22 protein-coding genes and 2 pseudogenes are annotated in these 23,749 nt (G+C 68.3%); 8 read left to right on the top strand and 16 right to left on the bottom strand.

Annotated features, from left to right (window positions below; translation table 11 throughout):
- Positions 1-192, bottom strand: a pseudogene (locus B118_RS0123415) (hypothetical protein); the annotation flags it as partial.
- A gap of 292 nt (positions 193-484) precedes the next feature.
- A complete protein-coding gene (locus B118_RS0123410; protein WP_028193550.1) occupies positions 485-880 on the bottom strand; it encodes a hypothetical protein in 396 nt (131 codons plus the stop codon).
- A 129-nt stretch (positions 881-1,009) separates the two neighbouring features.
- On the opposite strand from B118_RS0123410, the gene B118_RS32235 reads away from it, so the two are divergent.
- Together B118_RS32235 and pyrE are read left to right on the top strand one after the other, a co-directional pair.
- The gene (locus B118_RS32235; protein WP_202902361.1) at positions 1,010-1,150 is read left to right on the top strand and encodes a hypothetical protein; all 141 of its coding nucleotides are present in this window, start codon (positions 1,010-1,012) and stop codon (positions 1,148-1,150) included.
- A 589-nt stretch (positions 1,151-1,739) separates the two neighbouring features.
- Entirely contained in the window at positions 1,740-2,264 is a 525-nt protein-coding gene (gene pyrE, locus B118_RS0123395; protein ID WP_027647713.1) for an orotate phosphoribosyltransferase, read from the top strand.
- Between the two features lie 168 nt (positions 2,265-2,432).
- Here pyrE and B118_RS32000 read toward each other — a convergent pair whose 3' ends face one another.
- Positions 2,433-2,579 (bottom strand): hypothetical protein, encoded by a 147-nt coding sequence (locus B118_RS32000; RefSeq protein WP_155256596.1) that lies wholly within the window; start codon positions 2,577-2,579, stop codon positions 2,433-2,435.
- A 265-nt stretch (positions 2,580-2,844) separates the two neighbouring features.
- On the opposite strand from B118_RS32000, the gene B118_RS0123390 reads away from it, so the two are divergent.
- On the top strand, positions 2,845-4,083 hold the full coding sequence (locus tag B118_RS0123390; protein ID WP_202902360.1) for an IS701 family transposase: 1,239 nt from the start codon (positions 2,845-2,847) through the stop codon (positions 4,081-4,083).
- Between the two features lie 260 nt (positions 4,084-4,343).
- Here the strand turns inward: B118_RS0123390 and B118_RS0123385 are convergent, their stop codons facing one another.
- The 7 genes and pseudogenes from B118_RS0123385 to B118_RS0123355 all read right to left on the bottom strand — a co-directional run bounded on the left by B118_RS0123385 (position 4,344) and on the right by B118_RS0123355 (position 10,768).
- Positions 4,344-5,420, bottom strand: coding sequence for a M23 family metallopeptidase (locus tag B118_RS0123385; protein WP_028193548.1), 1,077 nt, complete (start codon positions 5,418-5,420; stop codon positions 4,344-4,346).
- A gap of 287 nt (positions 5,421-5,707) precedes the next feature.
- Positions 5,708-6,298 carry a GGDEF domain-containing protein gene (locus tag B118_RS0123380; protein ID WP_238324117.1) on the bottom strand — a complete coding sequence of 197 codons (591 nt, stop codon included), beginning with the start codon at positions 6,296-6,298 and terminating at the stop codon, positions 5,708-5,710.
- 241 nt (positions 6,299-6,539) lie between these two features.
- Entirely contained in the window at positions 6,540-7,352 is an 813-nt protein-coding gene (locus B118_RS0123375; RefSeq protein ID WP_155256595.1) for a MarR family winged helix-turn-helix transcriptional regulator, read from the bottom strand.
- Positions 7,353-7,517: 165 nt separating this feature from the next.
- Positions 7,518-7,868: a histone-like nucleoid-structuring protein Lsr2 gene (locus B118_RS0123370; RefSeq protein ID WP_028193545.1), complete on the bottom strand. Its 351-nt coding sequence runs from the start codon at positions 7,866-7,868 to the stop codon at positions 7,518-7,520.
- Positions 7,869-8,002: 134 nt separating this feature from the next.
- Positions 8,003-9,159 (bottom strand): annotated as a pseudogene (locus B118_RS29020) (FAD-dependent monooxygenase).
- A gap of 234 nt (positions 9,160-9,393) precedes the next feature.
- Positions 9,394-9,921, bottom strand: a complete 528-nt coding sequence (locus tag B118_RS0123360) for a hypothetical protein (RefSeq protein ID WP_028193544.1) — start codon at positions 9,919-9,921, stop codon at positions 9,394-9,396.
- A gap of 112 nt (positions 9,922-10,033) precedes the next feature.
- Positions 10,034-10,768: a hypothetical protein gene (locus B118_RS0123355; RefSeq protein ID WP_028193543.1), complete on the bottom strand. Its 735-nt coding sequence runs from the start codon at positions 10,766-10,768 to the stop codon at positions 10,034-10,036.
- Between the two features lie 623 nt (positions 10,769-11,391).
- Between B118_RS0123355 and B118_RS0123350 the strand changes: the two genes are divergently transcribed.
- A complete protein-coding gene (locus tag B118_RS0123350) occupies positions 11,392-12,030 on the top strand; it encodes a DUF4241 domain-containing protein (RefSeq protein ID WP_028193542.1) in 639 nt (212 codons plus the stop codon).
- A 122-nt stretch (positions 12,031-12,152) separates the two neighbouring features.
- On the opposite strand, the gene B118_RS0123345 is transcribed toward B118_RS0123350, so the two are convergent.
- Complete coding sequence (locus B118_RS0123345) at positions 12,153-12,611, bottom strand: hypothetical protein (RefSeq protein WP_027650456.1); 459 nt, start codon at positions 12,609-12,611, stop codon at positions 12,153-12,155.
- 108 nt (positions 12,612-12,719) lie between these two features.
- Positions 12,720-13,370 (bottom strand): DUF4291 domain-containing protein, encoded by a 651-nt coding sequence (locus B118_RS0123340; protein ID WP_043541905.1) that lies wholly within the window; start codon positions 13,368-13,370, stop codon positions 12,720-12,722.
- 287 nt (positions 13,371-13,657) lie between these two features.
- On the opposite strand from B118_RS0123340, the gene B118_RS0123335 reads away from it, so the two are divergent.
- On the top strand, positions 13,658-14,149 hold the full coding sequence (locus tag B118_RS0123335) for a GNAT family N-acetyltransferase (RefSeq protein ID WP_238324115.1): 492 nt from the start codon (positions 13,658-13,660) through the stop codon (positions 14,147-14,149).
- On the opposite strand, the gene B118_RS0123330 is transcribed toward B118_RS0123335, so the two are convergent.
- From B118_RS0123330 to B118_RS0123315, 4 genes are all read right to left on the bottom strand, one after another.
- Positions 14,124-15,062, bottom strand: coding sequence for a replication-relaxation family protein (locus tag B118_RS0123330; protein WP_028193539.1), 939 nt, complete (start codon positions 15,060-15,062; stop codon positions 14,124-14,126). The two genes, B118_RS0123335 and B118_RS0123330, sit on opposite strands and share 26 nt — an antisense overlap.
- A gap of 208 nt (positions 15,063-15,270) precedes the next feature.
- On the bottom strand, positions 15,271-17,760 hold the full coding sequence (locus B118_RS0123325) for a type IV secretory system conjugative DNA transfer family protein (RefSeq protein WP_028193538.1): 2,490 nt from the start codon (positions 17,758-17,760) through the stop codon (positions 15,271-15,273).
- Positions 17,761-17,853: 93 nt separating this feature from the next.
- On the bottom strand, positions 17,854-19,653 hold the full coding sequence (locus B118_RS0123320; protein WP_028193537.1) for a VirB4 family type IV secretion system protein: 1,800 nt from the start codon (positions 19,651-19,653) through the stop codon (positions 17,854-17,856).
- A 15-nt stretch (positions 19,654-19,668) separates the two neighbouring features.
- Positions 19,669-20,625 carry a PrgI family protein gene (locus B118_RS0123315; protein ID WP_028193536.1) on the bottom strand — a complete coding sequence of 319 codons (957 nt, stop codon included), beginning with the start codon at positions 20,623-20,625 and terminating at the stop codon, positions 19,669-19,671.
- Between B118_RS0123315 and B118_RS33970 the strand changes: the two genes are divergently transcribed.
- The 3 genes from B118_RS33970 to B118_RS29015 all read left to right on the top strand — a co-directional run bounded on the left by B118_RS33970 (position 20,583) and on the right by B118_RS29015 (position 23,683).
- The gene (locus B118_RS33970; protein ID WP_420329464.1) at positions 20,583-21,005 is read left to right on the top strand and encodes a DUF5372 family protein; all 423 of its coding nucleotides are present in this window, start codon (positions 20,583-20,585) and stop codon (positions 21,003-21,005) included. The two genes, B118_RS0123315 and B118_RS33970, sit on opposite strands and share 43 nt — an antisense overlap.
- Positions 21,002-23,038 (top strand): recombinase family protein, encoded by a 2,037-nt coding sequence (locus tag B118_RS0123310; RefSeq protein WP_028193441.1) that lies wholly within the window; start codon positions 21,002-21,004, stop codon positions 23,036-23,038. Before B118_RS33970 ends, B118_RS0123310 begins: the two co-directional genes overlap by 4 nt.
- A 66-nt stretch (positions 23,039-23,104) precedes the next feature.
- The gene (locus B118_RS29015; RefSeq protein WP_050592854.1) at positions 23,105-23,683 is read left to right on the top strand and encodes a GNAT family N-acetyltransferase; all 579 of its coding nucleotides are present in this window, start codon (positions 23,105-23,107) and stop codon (positions 23,681-23,683) included.
- Positions 23,684-23,749: the final 66 nt, after the last annotated feature.

Raw genomic sequence — 23,749 nt, 5'->3', positions numbered from 1 at the left:
GAGCCGGTCGCGTAGCTGCTGTGCGGCGTCGGTCAGCAGGCGCTGAATCCTGCTTGTGGCGGTGTAGCGGGCGGCGGCGGCGATCCAGTTCGCGACATGCTCGGGCTGCTCGATCGCGGCCTCGGTCAGCCGGTCGGTTGCGAGGCGGTAGCCGGCGGCGCCGGCGGCGCGCCGCAGGAGGGTGTCGTCCATGAGGCGATCACCGCCCCGTGCGCCGTAAGGCAGGTGCGGTGGATTCTGGATTTGGGATCATGTCGGGTCCTTCTGCGCACGTCGGTGGGGCGCGGTTCGGACACGGAAGGCCCGGCCAGGGGCGGCTCCTGCTGACGCGGACCGGCACACGGCCGGCGGCAGCAGGTGCCCCGGCCGGGGCGATCGCGTCAGGTGGAACGAGCCGGTTTAGGCCGTCGGGACATGACGGCAGGTGGTGCAGGCGGAGGCCGGCGGCGACCTCGAGCGGGGACAGCGTGTGATGACTTGCTGATCACCGCGGGTCTGACCGCCGGCGGGTGGTCGCCGGGGCGGGATGCTGTGCCGTCCAGAGCCGGGCGATGGCCCGCAGGTGTTCGATCTGCGCGGCGCGTCGTCCCAGCAGCGCGTCGAGGCGAGGTTCTCGCGCCTGGCGGACACCGGTCGTCTCGATGAGAGGGATCTGATCGTCGGGTCCGGCGGCGAGAACCTTCTCGACGTCCCGCAGACTCCGGTTGAGGTGCGGGACGAGGTCGGCGATGGTCCTCTCGGTGCTGGTGAGCGCGGAGAGCACGTCGCGCAGCTCCGAGGCGACGGTCGGCTGGCTGGTGTCGGCGAGGGCGGCGTCGGTCAGCGCCTGAGCGCTGATCCGTTCGCCGCAGTACTTGAGGACGAGACTGGTGTCGATCATGGTCTGGCTCCTGTTCTGGTGGATGTGCGGGGGTGCAAGGGAGCTTCAGGCGGACAGCCGAAACCGCGACGCCGTGGTTGAGGGTCATGACCCGGCGTTGTCGTAGGCGACGGCCTCCCGTAGGTACTCGTGGTCGATGAGGACCAGGGTCCGGGCTTCGGTGCGGAGCTCGTCGAGGTCGTCACTGGAGAGCAGATGTCGGACGAGGCTTTCCAGGATTTCCTCGTGGCCGGGGTCGGAATGGGGTTGTCACGCGATGCTCCTTCCTGATGAGGAGCCGGCGGATGGGCCCGCTCGGGTGGAGCGGGAGGTTCGAGTAGTTGGATCTGGGTAGTTGTAGGTTCGCGTTGAAGATGGCGGAGCCTGCTTGGATGAGCTGGGGTCGAGTCGGCGTTTCTCACCGTTGTGTCGGGGGTGTTTTCTCATCGGTCTGGCGGAATCCTCGTGATCTTGGTCTGGCCGTGTTCCGGCGCGGAGGTTGTGGAGCGCAGGGTTGACTGTCCGCACGGCGGTTAGCGGCGGCGTATCCGTTACGGTCGGGCGCGCTACTGCTGAGTGCAGCGCCTGCATGGTCCGCATTTGTCGGTGTATAGATCGGATTACATGGGTAGGCACACCGTTACGTACAAAGATCCACATGACGACGGAGCCCAGGATGACCGACCCGAGTTCCCCTCGTCACTCAGGCGGAGTTACTCCGTCCGGCTACGCTCGGTTATCCATCGCAGACGCATGCGCGCCCGGAACGAGGCAGATCCGGATGCCGAAGAGCTCACAAAGTCGTCCTTGTAGGACGATCCTGAGGAGCGCCGCCGAGGGGGGTACGTGCTCGATCCAGGGGAGGTGCGAGGCTGAGCGTGTGACTTATCCGCTTGCGCGCCGCGTCTACGACACCTGCCATCTGACCGGACGGTTTCGCCTGCGATCCGGGCAGGTCAGCGAGGAGTACTTCGACAAGTACCTGTTCGAGGGACAGCCGGATCTGTTGCGCGAGGTTGCCGAAGCGATGGTGGCCTTGCTGCCGGAGTGCGACGTGCTGGCCGGGATGGAGATGGGCGGTATCCCCCTTGCCACGGTGATGTCACAGCTGACGGGGCTACCCACAGTCTTCGTTCGTAAGCGAGCCAAGGAGTACGGCACCAACAAGGCGGCTGAGGGCGGCCCCGTGAACGGTCGGCGGGTCGTAGTGATCGAGGATGTCGTGACGACCGGAGGTGCCCTACTGATGTCGTGCGGGCAGCTACGGTTCATCGGCGCCCAGGTGGAGACGGTGGTCTGCGCCATCGATCGCGAGCAGGGCGGTCGTGAGAATCTGGCGGCCGAGGCGCTACAACTCCGCGCCGCTCTCACTCGCCGCGACCTGGAAGCTTCACCGATGGCGTGACAGCTCTGGTGCCGCTCGATCACCTGCGTATCAAACAGAAGCGGATGCCGCGTGGAGATGTCGACTGGACGCCCGTCACGCACGTCATCGACCAGGCATGTCGGTCAGTCACGACCGTCAAGGCAGCCGACCATCGGAAAGTCGCTTGCCCCGGTGCAGCCTTGTAGGTCAAGCCGTACCTGTCTCTACACGGGAGCCGGTACGCCGACGGCGTTTGGGGCGGGCGTTGGCGTCGGCGTAGCGGTGCAGAAGTTCGTGGATGTCTGGCCGGGCGAGGTCGTCGAGTAGGCGTTGCCCGCGGCGGGTGGGAGCCATCGGCGCGTAGCGGTGCGGTGCTCGTTGCAGGATGGGCGCGCCGATGTCGACTTCGAAACTCCCGGACCGGCAGCCCGCTGATCAACAGATCCACGGATACGCGACCCAGGGTCGTCTCGGCGAACGCACCGTCCGCTCGCCGGTACCGAACCTCGACATGCTCGCCCGACCAGGCGACAACACCTTCTGGCACGCCCTAGTAGTGCTTTGTTAGGTTGGCGTGTCGCTGGCCGTCGGCGGCAGTTTGGGGTAGTTCGATGTTGGGGTGACTCCTGACGAGCTTTCCGTTGTGCGGCAACGGCTTGAGGCGTACGCCGCGGATGTGTTCACCCCGCTGGTGCGCTCGGATCAGCGGGCGAAGGGTGAGACGTATCTGCGGGGTCTGCTGCTGGATGGGCGGCGTAAGTCGATGCAGCCGATGGCGGATCGGCTCGGGGTGGACCATCAGGGGTTGCAGCAGTTCGTGACGACCTCGACGTGGGACACCACGGTGGTGCGGATGCGCCTGGCCCGCCGGGCCCTTGATGTGGTCGAGCCGGTGGCGTGGGTGGTCGACGACACTGGCTTCCCGAAGGACGGCAAGGGATCGCCGGGCGTGGCCAGGCAGTACTCCGGCACGTTGGGCAAGGTCGCGAACTGCCAGATCGGGGTGAGCGTGCACGCGGTCACCGACACCGCCTCGTGCCCTCTGGGCTGGCGGCTGTTCCTGCCGGCCTCGTGGGACCACCATGCCGTTGACGAGGCTAAGTGTGCTGAGGTGGCCGCTCGTCGGGCCCGCTGCGGCATCCCCGAGGACAAGCGTCACCGGCCGAAGTGGGCGCTGGTCGTGGAGATGCTCGACGAACTGGCCGACCACGGGCTGCGCCCGCCGCTGCTGGCCGCGGACGCTGGCTACGGGGACAACAGCCAGTTCCGCAGCGCCTTGGACGAACGCGGGATCGGCTACATCATGCAGGTCAAAGGCGACGTCCTCGCCCACAAGCCAGACGTGCGGCCAGTCGAGCGGGTGTGGTCCGGGCGGGGCCGACCACCCACCCGCACCGAACCGCGCTACCCCAAGACCGCGGTCAGCCTGACCGAACACATCCGCGCCGCCGGCCGCCGGGCTGCGGAGACGATCACCTGGCGGGACGGCTCGAAAGGCACGATGAACTCCCAGTTCATCGTGCTGCGGGTCCGGCCGGCCGGGCACCGCGTAGCCCGTGACCCGGACGGTCTCCTGCCCGAGCGGTGGCTGATCGCTCAGTGGCCGCACGACGAGGCCGAGCCGGTCAAGTACTGGCTGTCCAGCCTGCCCGCCACCACCAGCCACACCGACCTGGTCCGCCACGGCAAGATCCGCTGGCGCATCGAACACGACTACCGCGAACTGAAAACCGGCCTCGGCCTGGACCACTTCGAAGGCCGCTCCTGGACCGGCTGGCACCGCCACGTCACCCTGGTCACCGCCGCGCACCTGTTCATCACCGAACTACGCCTGGACCCAAAAGCGGATGCGGCCTGACCCTCTACACGATCATCCGCGAGCTGCAACGACTCCTCGCGACCTGGACCGGCGCCTGCATCACCTGCCACCAACCCGTGAAACCGCTACACCACAACAAACGCTACCGAACCTAACAAAGCACTACTAGATGGTGCTAACTTGACATCCAGGAGTCTCGACGCCACGCCCATAGATTCTCGTGATCATGGCGGATCCGCCAAAGCGCCCGCCAAGATCGTGAGAATCCGTCATCGGCGATGAGAACCTACAGTAGTTGCCTAGCCGAGCGGGGCGCCTTGCGCGGCCATGAAGGGCACCGGGTCGATTGCGCCGGCCTCGCTGGCGTCACCAGGTACGTGCACCTCGAAGTGCAGGTGCGGGCCGCTGGAGCGGCCGGTGGAGCCGACGACGCCGATGGGTTGCCCGACGGCGACCTGCTGGCCGACCGTCACCATCGGGGGTTGGTCCATGTGGCAGTAGCGCGTCATGAGCCCGCCGGTGTGGTCGATGTCGACGTACCAGCCGCACCCGCGGGTGCGCACGGGGTCGCCGTCGCGGTCGCAGCCCCACGGCAGGCCCGTGCTGGAGTGGACGGCGTTGCATCTGACGGTGCGGACGATGCCGGCGGATGCCGCGCGGATGATCGTGCCGCGCGGGGAGCTGAAGTCGACGCCGTCGTGGCCTGGCCGGTCACTGCTACGGAATCCGGATCCGACCGGGGCGAGCACCGGTTGGGTCCACGGGCCGACCGCCCCGCAGCCGGCCAGCCCGCCCGTCGGTAGGCCAGCGGCCTCAGCGATCGCGGTGACCAGGTCCGTCGCCGGGCCTTCCCACTTGGCGTAGGCATCGGGGTAAGCGCTGATCTGTACGGCCTGCGCGGCTTCGGTCAACGGCATGGTCTGCCAGCCGCTGATCGTGAGCAGCTTGACGTAGAACTTGCCTGCCGCGTAGACCGAATCCTGGAGCTGCGCCGGGGTGCCCCAGCCTTGGCTGGGGCGTTGCTGGAACAGCCCGACGGAGTCCCGGTCGCCGCCAGGCAGGTTCCGCAGCGTACTCTCCTGCATCGCGGTGGCGACCGCGATGACCCAGCCACGGGCGGGTACCCCGAGTTGGGCGCCGGTGGTGACGATCGCCGCCGCGTTGGCGACCTGCTCGCCGTCCCATTGGCCGACGGCGGGCCAGACGCCGGGCATTCTCGGCGAGCTGGCGGCGGTAGGAGCCGCTGACAGGACGTATGCCGGTAGGCAGGCCCCAGCAGCGGTACCGCCGCCGAGCAGTCCACCCAGCCCACCCGCGCACAGCACGAAAACGGCGACGACGGCAACGACGATCGATACCAAAAAGCGGATCTTCATGGATGCCTCCAGGGCTCACCGACGCAGCGGTGCCCGATGTGTGGACGCGGGTGGGCGTGAGTGATACCGGTCCGCCCGCACGGGGCGGAGGCCGGATGGACGGGGCGGACCTGCGGTTAGGCCTCGTCAGGCCCTCCCCGGGTGACCCTGATGTCGTAGTGCTCCTCGGTCACCGTCAAGCGAAGCCCAGCGGTAGCCCCCAGGCGCGGGGAGCGCGTGGGTCGGGGATGGGCCGGGCCCGGTGCAGTTGGGCTATTGCCTGCGAGCCGGGCCCGACCATGGTGGTGTCAGACCTTGTAGGGTGGCGGCCAGTCGCGGGGGCGGGCGTCGCTGGGGACATCGCCCATGTCCTCGTCGTAGCCGTGCACGGCGCCGCGGTTGGCCTTGGCCCAGTACATGGCGATGTCGGCTAGGTGCAGCAGGGTTGCGGGATCGCGACCGGCCTGGCTGGTGGTCGTGTAGCCGATGCTCGCGACGATGTCGACTTGCCTGGCCTCGAGGACAAACGGGTCCTTGATGTGTCGCCACGCCCGGCCAGCCACCGAGCGGGTTCTGTCGGGACCGCCCTGCACGATAAGGACGAACTCGTCGCCGGAGAGCCGAGCGGCGAAGATATCGGACCGCCCCAGGCGGCGGAGACGTTCAGCGACCTGGGACAGCACGATATTGCCGACCCGATGCCCAAACCGATCGTTGATCAGCTTGAATCCGACGAGGTCGAGGACGATGACGCCGACCTCGCTGTGGGTTTTCACCGTGCGCGTCAGCCGCTCGATCGCGGCGCGGCGGTTGGGCAGGCCGGTGAGGTCGTCCTCGGTCGCCTGCCGATGATATTTGTCGCGCTCGGCCTGCAGGGTTTCGACTAGCTGCGCGGTCACGACGGCGGCGCGCTCCAGCTTCCGCAGCCGGATCCGGGCGCGGGTCAGCAGGCTCCACAGGCGCAATGCCCACAGGCCGGCCAGGGCCAGTCCGGCGAGGAGCCCGCCAGCAGAGGTTAGAAGGGAGTTCGCTGTCTGAGACACTGGTTGTTGCTCCTTGTTGGTGAAGGAGCACCGGGGGCTGGCGTGGAGCGTGGCCAACGTCTAACGCCCGCCCCCGGGCTACCTGGGATGGGCGTGACTAGTCGGCCTGGTAGGTGGCGACTTTGGTGTCAACTCGCGTGACGGAGCCGGCCATGGTGAGCTTGTCCAGGGCATTCGCCACCGCCCCCGCGCTGGCCTTGTTGACCTGCTCGCCGTCGCGGGACTGGTTGATCAGCTTGCAGATCTCCCCGACCTTGTAGGCGGTGCCCGGGTTGCCTTGCAGCAGCGCCAGTACCTCTTCGCGGAGTTCGCCCTTGCGGCGTCGGGGCTGGGACGACTTCCGACGGCCGTCGCGCTCCTGCGGGCCGGTTCTAGCTCCCTCGGTCAGTGCCGGTGTCTGGTGCAGGGCGTCCGTCGTCGAGTTGGTCTCCAGTTCGGGTATCGGTTCCGACCCGCCCACCGCGTCTGGGCCTGGCGCTTGTGGCGGCGTCGGGCTTGCCGTGCCGGTCTCCGCGGAGTCGCCGCTCTGTTGGTCGGTTGGCGGGCTACCAGGTGCCTGGTCCTCGGTAGGTGCTCCACTGCCGGGCTCCGGGTGCAGGTCGGCTCGCTGCTGCGACTCACCAGCCTGGTCGTCATCGCTCGGTGACGGCGCCTGCATGCTGGTGCTACCGGTGGTGACCGACGCGACGGCGGCCTTGCCGGTTTCGGTCGCCTGCCACAACGTCGTGCGCTGCTCGGTGCGAAGCCGCTCGGCGTAGCCCGCGCTTTCCAGCTCTCGCAGTTTGGGGGTAGTCGTTGGGTAAGCGATGCCGACGACCTCGCTGATCCTTGCGGCCGTAGCCGGGCCAAGCTCGGCGAGCGCGGCCAGCACCCGCTCTAGAGTGGTCGGACTATTGGTGCTGTCGGTCATGACGAGTTTCCTTTCTCCCTGCTCCCGATGAGTGAGCGACAGGGCGTGCACTCCATGCACGCTTCGAAACGGGGCACGATCAAGTCGTGCGGATACGGGGCGGTGACAGCCCAGGGCAAGCGGCTACGCACCCCTGGTACGCGACCGCGTACACGCCGCGCAGGGCTAGTGGGCGCTGTTGTAGGCGTCGCGGACGGCCGGTGGGATCGCCCCTCGGGTTCTGGGCTCGGGCAGGTTGTGCTCCTGCCAGTGCGTGGCCCACCACCGCCGGACGTGGGCAGTGAGGGCGCGGCGATCTGCGCTGCTGCCGTGCCCGGTCTGCTTCCTCGCCGTCGCCTTCGGCAGGCGGCGGGCAGCAGCGATAAAGGGTTGGAAGGCGGCGGCCATCCGGTCGAAATTAGAGCGAGAGAGGTCAATCTCGTACTGCACACCGTTGAAGGCGAACCGGTAGGTCCCCACTTCCTCGGTGGATCCGTCGAGGTCGTCGTAGATAACGCTGGTCATTCTGATGGCCATCGGGGTCGTGTCCTTTCGATCTGGGATACAAAGGCGCCCCCGGCCGGTGCGGCAGCGGGGGCGATGCGACGTGGGGGTTCTCAGCAAGGTTCGGGCGGACCCAAGTGGGACTCTGGCCGTCGGAGATGGGCCGGTTAGTCAACGCCGAAACCGAGTTTGTCGCCGATGACGGGCCCCTGCTGCACGGAGGCGACCGCAGTGGGCAGGTGCCGGCTCTGCCACCCGTACAGGGCGGTGGGCAGGTCAGCGCCATACCGGCGGTGCTGGGTGAGGGCGACGGCCAGTCCGGCGGCCTGTTCGATGCCGGCGTTGGCGCCCCGAGCGGTGTGTGGGCGGACCGGGGCGAGGGCGTCACCGAGCAAGACAGCATGCCCACGCCCGATGGGCCATACCATGCGGGTAGGCGAAGCGATGTCGAGCACCGGCACAGCCATACGGGTGGTGGTGGCCCGCACGACTGCCGCATGCTCGGGCGGAAGCAGATAGTCGGCGTGCTCGTTGACGTGCTCATGGGCAGCCGGGGTGATGTGCTGCGGCAGGGCGAAGACCCGGCGGGTGGGCTTCGCGCCGAAATGCTGCTCGTATTCCGTGGCGGTGCAGCCGAGGTAGAACGTCCAGTCACAGCCGCCGGGCACCGGCGCGACATTGAACTGAGCCCCAGGGCACGGCTCCAGCCGGACGAAGTCCCGCAGGTCGTGGGGGGCGCTGGTCGCGATCCCGCGGTGGGCGACGTAGCCGGCGTAGCGCAGCGTGCGGGCCGGGTCGAGGAGGCGACGGCCGATCGAGGTTCGGCCGTCGGCGAACACGACCAGGTCGGCCGGTTCGGGGGTGCGCTCGTCGGCGAACCGCAGGAGCGGCCGACCCGCATGCTCACTTAGGCCGGTGACCCGCATTCCTTGCGTAGGACGCCCGCCGGAACTCGGGCGGCCAACGCGCGGTGCAGCAGGGTCCAGGTGGTGTTCCGGCCGGGGTAGGTGCGCTGGAGGGTCTGTTGCGGCTTCCGGTCGCGGATCGCGACCTGCAGGATCGTCTCGGAGTCGTAGGCGATGAACTCCCGCTGGGCGATGCCGAGCCGGTCGAGTACGTCAAGGGCGGTGTGTTCCAGGCCGATAAGCCCGCCGCCGCGCGGGGCGGATGTCGGGGCGGCCTCGTAGACGGTGACGTCGAAGCCGGCCCGTCCCAACAACAGGGCGGTAACGGTGCCGGTCAGGCTGCCGCCAATCACGGCGATGTGCAGCCGGCGACGTCCCGCACCAGTGGCGCGGACGGCCGGAGCAGGGTTCGAGTCCATAGCGGTTCCCTTCAGCGAAGACGGGAACCCGGGCACGGCCATACCGGCCGTGCCCGGGTGCGCGGTGTGCGCGGGGTCGGCCGGGCAACGGCCAGGTCGTGCGAGTGCGATGGGGCGAGAGTGCCGCGGTCAGCCGGCGAGCGAAGGTAGGTCAGCAGCCGAGGCTGACAAGTCCGACGAGAATGGCGTGGAAGGTAGCGCTTAGCTCGTCCACGTCAAAGCGCTCATCGGCGATCAGAACTGACCTCTGGAAGAGGTATAGGGCGGCCCCTCCGCGGGCCGGGCGTGGTGGGATGCCCCAGCCTGGGGCGCCTGGCGGGAGCGCCGTTCGCGGCGTCGACCGATACTCGCCCGCAGATCTACGTCGATGGTGAACATGTCATAGCCGGCGGCGTGGCCAGCGCGGAGCAGGTCGAGCAGTCTGGCCTCGTCGAGCAGAGCGATCTGCGCCTGTATCCGGTGGCGGTGACGTGGTGGGCTGCCGAGCCATTCGGTCCAGGTAATGCCGTGTCCGTCAAGGCCACCGCGATGCATGCCGCGTGACGGTTCCGCGTTGACGCCGTGCTCGGACAGGCCTGGCGGGAAGTTCCCGTCCATGTAGAGGCCATCGTCGAGGTCTGCGCCGCAGGCGCGCATGAGGTGCAGCGCGGGCGGAGTGCGAGGCACGACGTTGCCGTCGATGTCGATCCGGTGAGGCGTGTTGATCGTGGCTTCGGCCAGATGCAGCACCGTGGCCAGGTCGAACCAGAGCCGTCGAAGCATACGTATCCATCCCTTCGAATGCTGTGGGAATGTGGTCGGGTGGAGCCGGTCGGGCAGCAACACGGGTCCCCTTGGATACGAGGGAGGTGTGGCTGGCCCGACCGGTCCGTGGTTACACGTGGGGCAGGGTGACGGCGAATAGCCGCTGGTTGCTGTCGAGCGAGTCCAGGTAGCGGACCGCCCGTTCCAGGTAGGTGATGCGGTCGGCGAAAAACGCGCTGGCCGGTTGCAACCGGTCGCCTGCCTCGGTGCAGAAGGCGTCGGTGCACACCGCCCACAGGGCGTGGTAGCTGGCGTACGCGCTGGCGCCGGCCTGGAACATTTCCAGGTCGCCCGGGTCGAGGTGACCAGGACCGTGTGTGGCGGCGTTGTACATGCGCATGGCCTGCACTCGTGGCTGCCGGTTGAACTCGGCGGTCGCCGTGTGCATTGGATACGCCGACGGGTCGGACAGGTGCTGTTGCAGGAAACTCGGCCATGGAGTGGCCGGTCTCGTGCCCGCGACAACGTGCGCCCATTGCGCGTGGCGCACACTGGCCCCGACGTAAGCGCCGTGGCGCATACCGGACAGGTCAAGCAGGCGGATAGGTCCACCGGCGCAGTACCGAGGTCCGGTCTTGGTCTTGCGCAAGTCGATCAAGCTACGGCGTTGCCACGGGTAGAGGGCCGGGGAGGCCCAGTAACGGGGACAGCTGGTGCCCGAGACGCCGAGGTGGCGTTCGAGTTGCCGGGTGCTGTCGAGCATGCGGGCCAACTCCGGGCCTACACAGACGATCATGGTGCGAACGGGCGCAGCGGGGATCACCGGGGCAGCGGTGGGGGCCGCGGGGGCCGTCTTCTTGGCCATGCTTCCTCCTGGGGGTCAGGCATGCCCTACGGGCACGCGGAGATTGCCGGTCCACTGGGTGCGTGGGCGCCGACTGGGAAGGTGGGTTGGTTTGTACGAGGTGATAGATGCGACCGTCGGGTTTCGTCGCGAGGCTGCTGCGCCGACCGGCCTTTCGGCGGGTGGGCATCAGATGCCGGGATGCGGCGAAGGGTCCGAGGGTGGGACCTACCGGGTGGGGATATATGAGGTTGCTGTAGTGCCGTGAACCGTAGCGGCCTGATCTGTCAGCACTGAGAACACCGCAGTTCCCGTGCAGGGGGTCGCTGACCTGCACTGTCAGAGGCTGGGCGTCGTTCGAAGACGACTACTCACCGGGCCCTGACAGATCACCGCGATCTGAAGAGGGTGACCCGCAGACGTTCGTGCTGATCTAAACCTTGCGCCCGGTTGGAAATCTGTCGGCCGAGTTCACCATGGGTAGGTGTCGGCCGATCCGCGGAGTGTGAATCTCGGTCGTGACCGTCGGGCGAGTAGCAGGGTTAGGCCGGTCATGGGTGATCGATAGCCATACTCCGGTGCCGTCATGTCGTGCCGATGAGACTGCATCGCAGCGAGGCGATGACCCAGATACGCTGCGCGCCATGCCGTACATGCCCGATCTTGACGTCCTGTTGACCGCTGGGTACCGAGCCGAGTGCGATGGGATCGCTTACCGTATCGAGCCCTATGAGCTCGGGCCAGTGGTGCTGCCAACCGGGAAGGTCGTGGGGTGCGACCCGCTCGTTGCGCACACCACGCCGTTCACTGACGCGGTGGAGCCGGGCCAGTACGAACTGCGGGCGTGGGTGGCGGTGTTGCTGAGGGACGGCTCGGAGTCGCAGCGGCGGATTGCTGCACTGCAGTTGGTGGTTGCTGACGAGCCGGCTGCGTCGTGGACCATGGCACTGCTCCCCGACCAGGACGTGGCCTCACTCGGCGACGAGGGCATCTTCGGCTACGCGGTTGACGCGGGTACCGGGACGCTTGCCGACCAGGTCGCGGTCGAGGTGCTGAGTGGGTGGGACTACGAGCAGTTGGACGCGGTGTTCATTCCGGCGCAAATTCCGGATGACCCAATCGAAGCCGTTATTACCGCAGTCGTTGAGCAGCAGACCGCGGCGAATGTGTACGTCGTCGGTTCAGGGTGGGGCGACGGCGTGTACGCGACCTACGTAGGCCGCACCGAAGACGGGCGGATCACCAGCTTCGTCACCGATTTCCGCGTTGTGCCGCTCCGATAGTGAGCAGCAACAAGCAAGACTTGCTTCTGTCCCGACCGTGCGGGCGGCTGGCCATCAAGCATCACGCCGCATCTCGCTGCCCGGCCCTCTGGCCGGTACACGTGCGATCCGCTGAGACGCGCTCAGACTCGATCGAGCTTGATCATGAGATGACGAGGTGTCTGTCTGCCGGCCAGCGCCCACGCCCAGCCGGGAAGGCTGAGAGCCTCGGCGAAAAAGCGGTCGAGAGGCATGCCGAAGGACCATAGGACACTGGACCCGAGTGCTTCGGTTTCGGCGCTGGGTGTCCAGTGGAGCGTGCAGCGCAGCTGCCAGATCACGTCCTGGTCGTCGGCCTCGATGAGCTGCCGAGTGAGATCAGCACAGAACTCACGCACGCCGTCGAAGTCAACCGTTCCGGTCTGGGCGAGGACCCCGTCGCCGTCCTGGTCAGGCGAGACGGCGTCATCGGCCGCGACGGTGGCGAATCGACGGAAGACCTCGACTATCCTTCGCACGTCGGCGGCGGAGACCTCGTCGGGGCGCACTCCGGCAAGGTCAAGCATCGACGTCAGCAGCGGCTCCATCTCACTGATCAACACGATCTCATCATCGCGCGTCGTTGCCTCATCGCCGCCTCAAGTAGCCCACCCGAAGATCACAGGCACGCTGCTGCCGCCGAGTAGGCGTGCTGGGCTGCCGAGCGGCCGTCACTGTCCGTGCTGCTGCTCGGGCACTTCGTCTGCGGTGACGTTCGGGCTGGCGTTGAGGCCGGTGGCGATCTGAGCCGGCAGCGGGTAGGCATGTTCGACAGGTAGTTGAGCTGCTGCCGCCTGGTCGTCGCCGCTACGCAGAAGATCCCGGACCAGGTGCACCCTGGGGGTGATGTCGGTGATGGCAACGACCCAGTCGTCGACGTACCGGTGGACAGCCTCGCCGGACAATCCGACCTGCAGCGACCGGTACGGCAGCGCCTTCAACTCCAGCGATCGTTCCGGATCCCACTGCACTCGGACTGGACTGGTCTTCAGTTGCCGCGAGCAGGTCGCCTTGTCGCGGTGCACGTCTCGGTCATAGTGACTCAGGCAAGCCCGCGCCAGCGCCCACTCGAATCCGTCCCGCGTGATGTCGATGGACAGAACGCGCTCTTGCCCTGGCTTCGTAGCCCAGCCGCAGCGGTACATCATCCACAGGAACGACGGCTTGATCCACGTCATCCGTTCCCGCTTGAAGGGAGCCATGAAGCGGCCGGTTGCCACAGCTGGCAGCGCGATCTGCGGGGGATACGCCTGGTACACGGTGATGGTGTCGGTCGAGTAGCGGGCGCGGACCTGACGGGCGGGAACAGACACGGACGTCATCCTCACCGGTCGGGACCGACCGCTCCACCAAAATTCAGTGCCCGCACCAGATTTCACTGCGCCCGAAAGTCGCAAGCCCGCGCATCTGCGCTCGTTGAAGCCAGCTCGGCGCGAACGCTCGGTCGCGCCGGTGTGAGTGCGCCGGTGCGATGACAAAGGGCGCGGATCCCTGACCTGACGAGGTAGAGTCTCGCGTCGTGATGGCAGGGCTCGATCAACAGGGTGCGGATGGTCGCCGTCTCGGTCAGGAAGCGATACGACGACTACGGCCCGCTTCCGTGCGCATCGTGCATCTGAACGGCCCAACATTTCACGCCCTTGCCCGGGGTGACCTGGCGGCGGCGAACATGTCCAGCCCTGTTCCCCTGTCGGCCTACTTCGCCGGCCCGGACTGGCGAGGCGTGTGGCAGATGCGCAGCAGACAGGTCGCGGACGACCCGGCCAGCGCGGCATGGGTCACCGGCGTAGTTTGGGACGAACAGCGGCATCTGGCCGTGGGGCGGGCCGGCTATCACGGGCCGCCGGACCCGGCGGGGATGGTGGAGATCGGTTACGCCGTTGACCCGGCGCTCCGGCGACGTGGCTACGCCCGCGCGGCGTTGGAAGCCCTGCTGCACCGCGCCGCCGAGGAACCGCAGGTCCGTACGGTTCGGGTCACCATCAGCCCCGACAACCTGGCCTCCTACAAGCTGGCGTCACAGTACGGCTTCATCGAGGTCGGACAGCAGTGGGACACCGAAGACGGCCTGGAAATCATTTATGAGCTTGCCTCAAGTTGAGAGGTAGGTTTTGGTCGCCTCCCGGACAGATAGCTGCCGGGTCGCGATGAACGAACCGGTTGGGGTTCGTGGCCGTGTACGGGCCGTGGTTGCTGGGGAGTTCGTGCAGGTGGCGTAGCCGGTCGGGGTCGCTGGTCAGGGTCCAGACGGGCCCTGCTGGGTTGGTGTCGTGTACGGCGGTAGCTATCGGCATCGCGGCGGACGTATCGGCGAGTGCGTCGAGGAGATTGCGCTCGCGGCCTCGGCTGGGGACCTGGAACAGGACCGGGTATCGGGGTCCGAACTCGGTCACCCGTTCGTAGGCGCGTAGCTTGGCCAGCACCCTGCCGAGGGGTTCGGTGCCGTTGTCGTGCTCGAGGAAGAATCCGACGGTGGCGTCGCCGACGGTCCAGATGCCGTGGCCGTCAGGTTGGACCCCGGCGCCGCCGTAGGCGTCGGTGGCGTGCTGTTCGGACCACCAGCGTTCCAGTCGCGCTTGCGGGTTGGTGCGGGCGTGGGCGAGCAGGTCGGTGAAGAAGTCGTTGACGCCGAGCAGGTGGCGCAGTTTGCGGCTGCCGACGATGCGGTCGGCGCGGTCGCGGTTGCTGCGTGGCGGTTTCGCGGTGGGGTTGTCGGGGTCGTGGTAGGCGTCGCGGTTGAGTCGCAGGCCGAGCGGTCCAAGCGCGTACAGGTACTGGGTGGAGTTGGCCGCGGCTTGGTCGACGAACCGGTCTACGGCTTCGATGCGGTGTAGCAGGGTGAGCCGCAGGCGGGCGCTGCGGCCGGAGGGGAACAGTGCCTTGGTGACCTGGTGGGTGGATAGCAGGTAGTGCTCGGCGAGCCAGGACAGCAGGAGTCGGTCGCGTGAGGTGAGACGGCGGGTGTGGAGGTACGGGTCGGATGAGGGCGAGCGAGGTGGAAGACGGCTGGACACGGCTACTCCTTGGGGAAGAGAGTCCTCCATACGGAGGGTGTCTGAGTGGGGTTCGACCACAGTGGTTGGTTGGGCAGGCCGCAGCGCGGTAGAGACAGGCCGTCACGGGTGATCTGTCAGTGGATGTCGGTGATGGGGGTGGAAGGGGTGGTGGATCCCCTTGGGGATCCCGTTACGGAAGCCGATGGTTGTCGCTCTGACATGTCGGTCACGACGGGGCCTTGCCGCCTCTGCGGCGTCGGTCGTCCGGCTTCCGGCTGTGCTGCTTGACTAGGGCGTCGATGGCGGAGGGGTCCTGGGCGGGAACTGTCTTGGCGACCTGCTGTCGGATCGCGGTGGCCTCGCCGACCACCGGCAGCGGTGGGCGGGTCCGCATGGTGAACGCCGGCATCTGCCGGCCGTTGACGACGAGGCGGCCGATCGCGGTGTACGCGTCGAGGTGGGCCAGGTCGTGCTCGTCGAGTTCCGGCAGGGTGTGCCGGGCCAGCACACGGGCGTCCTCCGGCGCCACACTGAAGTAGATCTTGTTGCGGGCGTTCGCGCTGACCGCGGCCAGGAGTTCGCGGGGGAATTGGGCGAGGTCCTGGTGTGCGAGGGTCATCGCGAGGCGGTATTTGCGGGCCTCGGCCAGCATCGTGTCCAGACTCGCGGCCAAGGTCAAGAAGTTCTGGCACTCGTCGAGATAGATCGAGCAGTCCTTTCGGCGGTCGGCGGGGATGCTTGCGCGGGCGGTTGCCGCCTGCCATACCCGGGCCAGGATTAGTGAGCCGAGTAGCCGGCTGGTGTCCTCGCCCAGTTCCCCCTTCGGGATCCGCACCAACAACACTCCGCCGTTGAGGATCTTGCTCATGTCGAAGCTTGACTTGGGGTAGCGCATCGTCTTGCGGACGAAATCCCTGAGTAGGAAGGCGCGCAGTCTGGCCAGCACGGGGCCGATGATCTGTGAGCGCAGCGCCGGAGTCAGTTCGTCGTACCACTGCCAGAAGCCGTGCAGCCCGTCCGGGTCGTCTAGGTCGACGGTCATCGCCGACCGGAATTGGGCGCTGTTGAGTAGCGGCGGGATGTGTTGGAGGGTGACGTTGGCGTGCCGTAGCAGGGTCAGGCAGGACACCCGCATCACGTCGTCCATCCGTGGCCCCCACGCTTTGGAGAAGATCGACCCGAAGATGGCGACCAGGTTGTCCACGACCAGGTCTGGGTCGGTGCCTTCGAGGGGGTTCATCGCTGGCGGGTTGGGTTGGGCGGGGTCGAATAGCACCACCCGGTCGGCGATGGTCGCGGGGATCCGGTCGAGGACGTCGAGGACGAGGTCGCCGTGCGGGTCGAGCACGATGGTGCCGCGGCCGGCCTTGATGTCGTCGATGATCAGGTTGGCGAGCAGGGTGGTCTTGCCGGAGCCGGTCTGGCCGACCATGTGGGTGTGGTAGCGGGTGTCCGGCACGGACAAGGCGACGGCGTGGCTGCCGACCTCGGCGTCGCCGAGGACCTTGCGGCCCCGGCCGCCTTTCGGTACGGCGACCGGGACTGGCATGGACTTGGCGCGGGCGCGGTCTAGGCCGGGCACGGCGAGGTCGCGGGGCAGTCCCGCCATCACGGCGAGTTCCGGGGCTGAGGTGAGGAACCCGGCGCCGAGGCGGCGGGTGGCCAGGACCATGGCGGGCCGAGGCATGCGGGTTCGGTGGGCGAGCCGGTTACGGCTGGCGTAGACGGCGAACGAGGAGGCGACCGCGTCGGCGACGCCGCGTAGTCGGTGGTAGGGCAGGGTGCCGTCGCGGTGGGCGCGGGAGGCGACCGCGTACCGGATGCCGGTCTCCCATAATTGGTGGGAGGTCTTGTCGAGGATTGCCCGCACGTCCCGCTCGACCGTCGGGTCCCGGCGGCTGGCCGGTGCTGCGCCGGCAGGGCTGCGGGAGCGTCCGGGCAGGAAGATGCCGATCAGCTCGGTCAGCGGCCCGGCCAGGTTGACCGATGGGACGGCGGTCTTGCCCTGGCGCAGCCGGCCGGCGGCGCGTCGGGCCCGCCCCGCGCGGCGGGGCACGGCTGGTCGGGCGAGGATCTGCACACAGGCGTACTCGCCGTCGTGTAGCTGGGCGCCGGCGGCCATCAGGGCGCGTAGCGGGTCGGCGTCGTGGTCGGCGTTCAGCGGTAGCCATTCGGCGGCCACGGGCAGCAGGTGACCACCCACGGCGGCGGCCGTCTCTACCGGGATGGGGTCAGGGGCGGGTTCGCTGGTGGTGGTGGCCGCGCTGGGCCACGCCGCGCGTACGGCGGCCTCGACCGCCCCCTTCGGGATGGTGCCGGGCCCCCATAGGGAGATGATCAGCTGCCGGCCGGTCCAGGCGTACTGCAGGGCAACGTGCGGGGTGCCGTAGAGCAGTCGTCGGCGGCGGGATGGGGTGAGGATGCCGGCCAGATTCGCCCACAGGGCGGCGGCACCGTGCTCGTCGACCTCGGCCGGTGGGGCGATGGTGACCAGCCGGGCGCCCGTGGCGTGGTGCCGGTGTCGCCAGCCCGCGACGAGGTTGCGGCCGGCGATCCAGACGAGGAACAGGCCGGCGGCGACGCCCAGCAGCCAGGGCCGGTCGATGGCCCAGTGCGATGCCTGCAGGATCCACTGGGTTGCCGGTGACGGGGGAATCGGCGAGCCGGGATCGGTGCCGATGGGGGTGGGCGACGGGGTGAACAGGAGGGTGACCATGACGTGTCCTTCGCGGTTACGCGCGCGGCAAGGCGGCGGTGCCACACCCACGCTCGGGTGCGGCACCGCCGCCTGCGTGTCGACAGGGTTGAACTAGACGCTGTCGGCGTCGTCGTTGATGAGGTCGAGCGGGTTGGTGGTCGCCAGAGCGTGCTCCGCGTCGCTGGAGATGGCCTCGAATGCGGTGCGGTTGGTGCCGCTGATGAGAAGCCCGTGGCCTCTGCGCGCCGCGAGCAGCAGTCGTCGTTCACCGGCGGTCAGGCCGAAGGCGTCCCCGACGGCGTCGATCGCCTGGGGCGCCTGGCGAAGCAGGATCTGGGTGGCGGCGTTGGCGACGACGGCTTGGCCGAGGTCGGCGCCGAGCACGTCGGCGGCGTCCTGGGTGACCACGGTGAGCCCGGTGTGCCGCTTGCGGCCTGCCTTGGATAGCCGGTAGAGGAACTTCGCGCCCTCGCCGTCGCGCATGAGCAGCCACGCCTCGTCAACCACGACCATGCGTCGCGGGGGCCGCCCACCGGGCGGCGGTGCGTCGACCTGCCGCCAAATCGAGTCGAGGGCCAGCAAGGTTCCGACAGCGCGCAGCTCGTCCGGGAGCTGCCGCAGCGACCACACGACGAGGTGACCATCTGGCCGAGACGTGCTGGGCCCGTCGAACAGGTCCTTGAACGACCCGTCGACCCACGGGGAGAGTCGGGCGGCGAGCTGGGCCGCAGCCGGGTCCGTGTCTACGGCCAGGCTCGCGGACAGGTCCCGCAGCAGCGGCGCGGGTCGGCGGTGAGTGCGGGGGTCAGCGGTAATCCCCGCCTGCCGGTAGACGGTGAGGATGGCGCGGTCCAGCGCGGCCCGCTCGGTCGGTGGTGGCAGGTGTCCGATCAGCACGGCGATGAGAGTGTGGAGGAACAATCCGCGGCGGGTGAGCACGTCGGGCCGGCTGTCACCGACCGGAAGCTCAAGCGGATTGATCCGCACGCCGGTGGCGCCGAGCCGTACGACTGTCCCGCCGACCGCATCGGCCAGCCGCAGGTACTCGTCTTCTGGATCGATGATCGACACCTGGACGCCGGTGTACAGGTGTCGCAGCGTCTCCAGTTTCACCAGATAGCTTTTGCCGGCGCCGCTGCGCGCGAGGACGACGCTGTTGTAGTTGTCCTGGGCGAAGCGGTCCCACCACACCACGCCGTTGCCGGCCGGGTTCGTGCCGTAGAGCACGCCCCCGGTTGCCGCCGGCTCGCCCGGCAGCGGCGCCGGCAGGTCGGGGCTGGCTAGGGGAAACGCGGCGGCCAGGGCGGCGGTGTCCATGGTTCGCGGCATCCGCAGCCCGTCGGAGGCCAGCGGCAGGCTGGTGGTCCAGCCGGCGAGCTGACGCCAGGTCACGGGCTGGACCTCCAGCAGGGTTGAGGCGGCGGCGGCTTTGACGCGGGCGCATGCCTGGAGCAGTTCCTCCTCGGTGCGGGCGTGCACCGTGACGTACAGGCCGACGCGGAACAGCTTGGCGGCGCCGCGGGCAAGCCGGTCGGCGAGGTCGGTGGCGTCGGTCGCGGCGGCCTCGGTGTAGGGGTCGATCAGCTTGCCCCGCTCGGCGTCGGAGCGCCGCGATGATTCCAGGCGGGCCCGCTGTCTGCGTAGTCGGGCAGCGGCGGTCGGGGCGGGTAGTGGGTCGATGTGCAGGGTGACATCGACCCGGCCGGGGTAGGACAGCAGGGGCTCCAGCCAGGCCGGCCCGACTTCGGCCGGGTAGCCGGTGACCACGAGAGTGGCGGTATAGCCATCGCCGACGCGCAGCCAACGCGGGGTCACCTCGACCGAGGCCGGGGCGACGGCGCTGGCCAGTCCGGCCGACACATCGCCGGAGGACGGACCGTTTGGGCGAATGCGGAAGCGTGGAGTACCCATCGCAGTGTTCTCCTCTCAGGGCTTCTTGGTGTCGTTCGTGGTGGCGGTGATGACCGTGTCCGGGGTGGCCAGGCCGCCGGGACGCGGCGGCCGGTAGGGGTCGGCGGCGGCGACGATCGCCGCGGTGGCTGCCGCCCCGTCGAGCGTCCGGGCGGTCACGCCGAGGCTGGAAAGCGCCCGAACGCTGTCGTCGGCCCGCCGCCGCGCCGCATGGCTGCCGTGTTCACCCGGTGCGGCGCGGGTGACCACAAGGACCTGGCGGCGCAGCGGGTCCCGGTGCTCGGCCAGGTCGGCTAGGAACGCGGCGTGGTCCGCGCACGCCGCCTCCAACGCGGGGTGCGGCTGGATTCGGGCAGCATCGGACATCGCCCGGGCGTGGGAGGCGAGGTCGACCGGCTGGGCGGACACGACCACCTGCGTCGGCGCCGACAAGCTGTTGAGCCAGCGCCCGAACCCCTCGATCAGGGCAGTCTGCTCGGCGGCGGTGCGTAACGTCAGGTTGATGTTCGTGGCCGCGACGATCGCCGCCCGGTCACCGCCGACGGTGATCTCACCGTCGTCGCCGATCGCATCGGCGGGCAGCCGCAGCGGCGCCGGCAGCGGCAGCCGTCCCTTCGGCTGCTGAACCCACTCGGGCACCCCTGCCGCGGATTCCCCCGAGGACGACAGCGCCTTGGGGCTGCGCGAATGGCGGATCGCGTGCAGCAGCCACACATCCATCGGCAGCCCATCTCGGCGCCCGACCACCAGCCCGAACACGACACCGCCGACGACCACGCCGGCGAAAACGATGACCTGCGGTGGCACCACACGGTGCAGACCGTTCCAGGCGCCATAGAAGATCATCGCAGCAACCGCGAGGATAGCCAGCTGCCGCCAGGTCAGCCCGTAGGCGACCTTGTCTGGGGCGTCAACATCAGCGGGAACCCGTGTCCTATAAGGCTCGTCCGTCCAGGTACTCTTCGGACTCATTGACGATCACCCACCCTTTCCATCCTCTGAATGGTCGGTGCCTTACGGTGTTGATCACGATGCGTAAACGCACCGGGTTGTGGTTCATGTGCGAGGTCGACGGGAGGCGGCGGGTCACGGTGCGTCAGGAGTGGACGGATCGTGGTGTGCCGGCGTCGTCGGATCGGCTTGCTGTTGAGGGGCTGGTTGCCGCGCGGGCGTTGGTCGACGCCATCGACGTGGCGCGGACAGGCAGTACTCATGAGGTGGCTCCTGAGCGGGACTGGGATGGCTCGGACGAGCCGGAGACGAGGGTGGTTGAGCGGGCCGGACCTGCGTCAAGCGGTGATGGCGGTGGCGAACATGCTCGAGGCGCTGCTGAACGCGGGTGCGGCTGGTGAAGCCGTCGCCGAAGGTCATGTCGTCGCATCTGAGCCGGCAGGCGATCGTGTATGTGCGTCAGTCGACCCTCGCCCAGGTGCGGGAGAACACCGAGTCGACGACTCGGCAGTACGGGTTGACGGCGATCGCCGCGGAGCTCGGCTGGCTGGCCGAGCAGATCGTCGTGATCGACGCCGATCTGGGGATGTCCGGGCGGTTCGGCTCCGAACGCGATGGCTTCCGCGACATCGTGGCGCGGATTTGCATGGGCGAGGTCGGCGCGGTGTTCGGGTTGGAGGTGTCCCGGTTCGGCCGTTCGAACGCCGACCTGACCCGGTTGATGGAGCTGGCCCGTCTCACCGACACCCTGCTGATCGACGCCGACGGCGTCTACGACCTGGGTAACGTCAACGACCGGTTGCTGCTCGGCCTCAAGGGTCAGATGAGTGAGATTGAACTGCACTTTCTGATGGGCCGGCTGCACGGCGCGAAGCTGGCGGCAGCGCAGCGCGGTGAGCTGCGGCACCCGCTGCCGGTCGGCCTCGTGTACGACGCTGACGGAGACGTCGTCAAGGACCCCGACGAGCAGATCCAGGGCGCGGTCACGGACCTGTTCGCTGAGTTCCACCGCGGCGGTTCCGCGCTCGCGGTGATGCGCGCCTTCGACGCCGCGGGCCGGCTGTTCCCGCAACGCACTTGGGGCGGAGCATGGGCAGGCAACCTCAAGTGGGGCAAGCTGACCCACGCCCGGGTGCTGCAGGCGTTGAAGAACCCGGCCTACGCCGGCGCCTACACTTTCGGCCGTTCCACCGAGAGACGCCGGGTGCAACCCGACGGGACGGTGCGCAGCTCGCGCCGTAAACGCGCCCGCGAGGACTGGACGGTCACCATCCAAGACCACCATGAGGGCTACATCAGCTGGCAGGAATACCTTGACATCGAGGTGAAACTCGCCGCGAACAACACCCAACGCGGTGCCCGCCCGGCCCGGGAAGGGACCGCGCTGTGTCAGGGCATCATCAGTTGCGGTGTCTGCGGCGGCCGGGTCGGCACCCGCTACGACCGCGGCGACGCCCGCGCGACCTACACCTGCCAGGTCAAAGACTCGATCCGCACCCCGCAGTGCCGGACCGTGGTCGCGACCACCGTCGACGCGGCCGTCAGCGCCCTGTTCCTCGACACCATCACCGAACAACACATCACGATCGCGCTGGCCGCCAGCGACGAAGTCACCGACCGCCGCGTGCGCACCCACCGGGCCGCCGAACTGGCCGTGCAACGCGCCCGCTACGAAGCCGACCGCGCCGAACGAGCGTTCACCAACGTCGAGCCAGAAAATCGCCTGGTAGCCCGAAGCCTGGAGAGCCGATGGGAAGCCAAGCTGGCCCAACTCGCTGACGCCGAAGCGGCGCTGGCCACCGCACACGCCACCAGCGCCCCAGCGCCCCAGCGCAACGCGCTGCAAGCCTTGGCTGCTGACCTGCCACGGTTGTGGGACAGCCCCACCACCAGCCACCGCGACCGCAAACGGCTGCTGCGCAGCCTGATCGCCGACATCACCCTGCTGCCCGCCACCGACGACGACAGCGTCCGCATCGGTGTCCGCTGGCACACCGGCGCCACCGACGAACTCACCGCGCTGCGGCACGGGCCCGGCCGCACTCCCGCCGGCGCTCTCGAGCTGGTCCGCCGCTACGGCGCCACGCACACCAGCGAACAACTCGCCGAACGGCTCAACGCCGCCGGCCTGCTCACCGGCAAAGGCAAACCCTTCACCGCCGCAGGCGTCGCCCGTGTCCGCGACGCCTACAAGATCTGGGCACCCCGAACCGTGGCCATCCAAGATGGCGAGATCAGCGTCAAACACGCCGCCGCCCAACTCGGCATCCCCGCCGACGCCATCTACAACTGGCTCATCAAAGGTCAAGTACCAGCCCGCCGGGCACCCGGCGGACGCTGGTGCATCCCCTGGGACCCCGCAACACAGCAGATCTACCGGCAGAAAGTCGCTCGATCGTTCCGGCTCACGCCCAAGAACCCATCCCGAAGCTGACCTGAGCAGCCCGAGCGTTGCAACGTCGGACAGAAACCGACAGAACGCCATGAAAGGACCACCACCATGGGCGATGATCAGCTCGGTCACAACGAACTGCTGACCACGCGATTGGCCCTGCGGCGACCCACCCGGGCGGCCATCGACACGATCTACCGCATCCACCACGACCCGGCGGCATGCGCCCACAACCCGGCCGACATGCTCGCCACCCGCGCCGACGCCGAAGACCGCTACCACCGGTGGGACCAGCACGGCTTCGGCTACTGGGTCATCCACCCTCGTGAGGCCGACGCCCAGCACGGCATCTTCGGCTTCTGCGGACTCAAGCTCATGCACCTGCAGGACCAGCAGGTACTCAACCTCTTCTACCGCCTGGACCCGGCCGCCTGGGGAAACGGCATCGCTACCGAAGCCGCGACCGCAGTCGTCACCTGGGCAACCACCAACCTGCCAGACCGTCGGATCATCGCTCGCGTCCGCCCGGACAACATCGCTTCCGCCACAGTCGCCGGCCGAACAGGACTGCGCCGCGCCGAACATCTCGACACCGCCGGAGAGGACGGCCTCGACTGGATCTTCACCAAAAACTGGACACCGACCCGGACGCAGTCGCCCGGCTCGCCCATCAGGGCGCGAGACTGACCGCAGCAGCGATCCAAACCCATCCCACAAGCACACCCAGAGAAGGCAGTATGAAGCGCCCGTCGG

The organism is Salinispora pacifica CNR114 (genome assembly GCF_000514775.1).
In the GTDB taxonomy this organism is placed as follows: Bacteria; Actinomycetota; Actinomycetes; order Mycobacteriales; family Micromonosporaceae; genus Micromonospora; species Micromonospora pacifica.
The sequence above is the reverse complement of the archived record's forward strand: the minus strand, read 5'-3'. Positions and strand labels throughout refer to the sequence as shown.